This is a genomic window from Chryseobacterium sp. JV558 (assembly GCF_033712365.1).
In the GTDB taxonomy this organism is placed as follows: domain Bacteria; phylum Bacteroidota; class Bacteroidia; order Flavobacteriales; family Weeksellaceae; genus Chryseobacterium.
This window is the reverse complement of record NZ_WJHU01000019.1, coordinates 1-1,914: the sequence shown is the minus strand read 5'-3', so window position 1 is coordinate 1,914 and position 1,914 is coordinate 1. Positions and strand designations below refer to the sequence as shown.

The 1,914-nt window shown below is 47.2% G+C and carries 1 tRNA gene and 1 rRNA gene; both read left to right on the top strand.

Annotated features, from left to right (window positions below):
- Positions 1 to 125: 125 nt before the first annotated feature.
- Positions 126 to 1,642: ribosomal RNA gene (locus GFU89_RS23175) — 16S ribosomal RNA — on the top strand.
- A 192-nt stretch (positions 1,643 to 1,834) separates the two neighbouring features.
- Positions 1,835 to 1,908: transfer RNA gene (locus tag GFU89_RS23170), tRNA-Ile, on the top strand.
- Positions 1,909 to 1,914: the final 6 nt, after the last annotated feature.

Sequence of the window (1,914 nt, the reverse complement as noted above, 5' to 3'; positions counted from 1 at the left end):
GCCACTGACAGAAGAGAGTGCTTCATTAAAAAGCGGAAGATATAAAGATCATTGACATACAATATAACAACCAAGTAAGGAAAAAACTAAAGCGTTAAAAAACTTTGAGTGAGTCAGACAAACATACAATGGAGAGTTTGATCCTGGCTCAGGATGAACGCTAGCGGGAGGCCTAACACATGCAAGCCGAGCGGTAGAGATTCTTCGGAATCTTGAGAGCGGCGTACGGGTGCGGAACACGTGTGCAACCTGCCTTTATCTGGGGGATAGCCTTTCGAAAGGGAGATTAATACCCCATAATATATTTATCGGCATCGATAGATATTGAAAACTCCGGTGGATAGAGATGGGCACGCGCAAGATTAGATAGTTGGTGAGGTAACGGCTCACCAAGTCTACGATCTTTAGGGGGCCTGAGAGGGTGATCCCCCACACTGGTACTGAGACACGGACCAGACTCCTACGGGAGGCAGCAGTGAGGAATATTGGACAATGGGTGAGAGCCTGATCCAGCCATCCCGCGTGAAGGACGACGGCCCTATGGGTTGTAAACTTCTTTTGTATAGGGATAAACCTACTCTCGTGAGAGTAGCTGAAGGTACTATACGAATAAGCACCGGCTAACTCCGTGCCAGCAGCCGCGGTAATACGGAGGGTGCAAGCGTTATCCGGATTTATTGGGTTTAAAGGGTCCGTAGGCGGATCTGTAAGTCAGTGGTGAAATCTCACAGCTTAACTGTGAAACTGCCATTGATACTGCAGGTCTTGAGTGTTGTTGAAGTAGCTGGAATAAGTAGTGTAGCGGTGAAATGCATAGATATTACTTAGAACACCAATTGCGAAGGCAGGTTACTAAGCAACAACTGACGCTGATGGACGAAAGCGTGGGGAGCGAACAGGATTAGATACCCTGGTAGTCCACGCCGTAAACGATGCTAACTCGTTTTTGGGTTTTCGGATTCAGAGACTAAGCGAAAGTGATAAGTTAGCCACCTGGGGAGTACGTTCGCAAGAATGAAACTCAAAGGAATTGACGGGGGCCCGCACAAGCGGTGGATTATGTGGTTTAATTCGATGATACGCGAGGAACCTTACCAAGGCTTAAATGGGAAATGACAGGTTTAGAAATAGACTTTTCTTCGGACATTTTTCAAGGTGCTGCATGGTTGTCGTCAGCTCGTGCCGTGAGGTGTTAGGTTAAGTCCTGCAACGAGCGCAACCCCTGTCACTAGTTGCCATCATTAAGTTGGGGACTCTAGTGAGACTGCCTACGCAAGTAGAGAGGAAGGTGGGGATGACGTCAAATCATCACGGCCCTTACGCCTTGGGCCACACACGTAATACAATGGCCAGTACAGAGGGCAGCTACACGGTGACGTGATGCAAATCTCGAAAGCTGGTCTCAGTTCGGATTGGAGTCTGCAACTCGACTCTATGAAGCTGGAATCGCTAGTAATCGCGCATCAGCCATGGCGCGGTGAATACGTTCCCGGGCCTTGTACACACCGCCCGTCAAGCCATGGAAGTCTGGGGTACCTGAAGTCGGTGACCGTAACAGGAGCTGCCTAGGGTAAAACAGGTAACTAGGGCTAAGTCGTAACAAGGTAGCCGTACCGGAAGGTGCGGCTGGAACATCTCATTTTAGAGCGTCTTAAAGACGATAAACAAATAAGTATCGTAAGATACAAAGTACTTACTTCAAAGTAAAGCTTTAGTTTTTTGTTTGGTTGATTATATTAAAAATACAAAACCCACTAGAAATTAGTAAAGGGAAGAGATTGAGAAAAGGAGGCGAGGATATTACTTATTACTTATCACCCCTTACTCATAAAAAAGTCTCGTAGCTCAGCTGGTTAGAGCGCTACACTGATAATGTAGAGGTCGGCAGTTCGAGCCTGCCCGAGACTACTAATT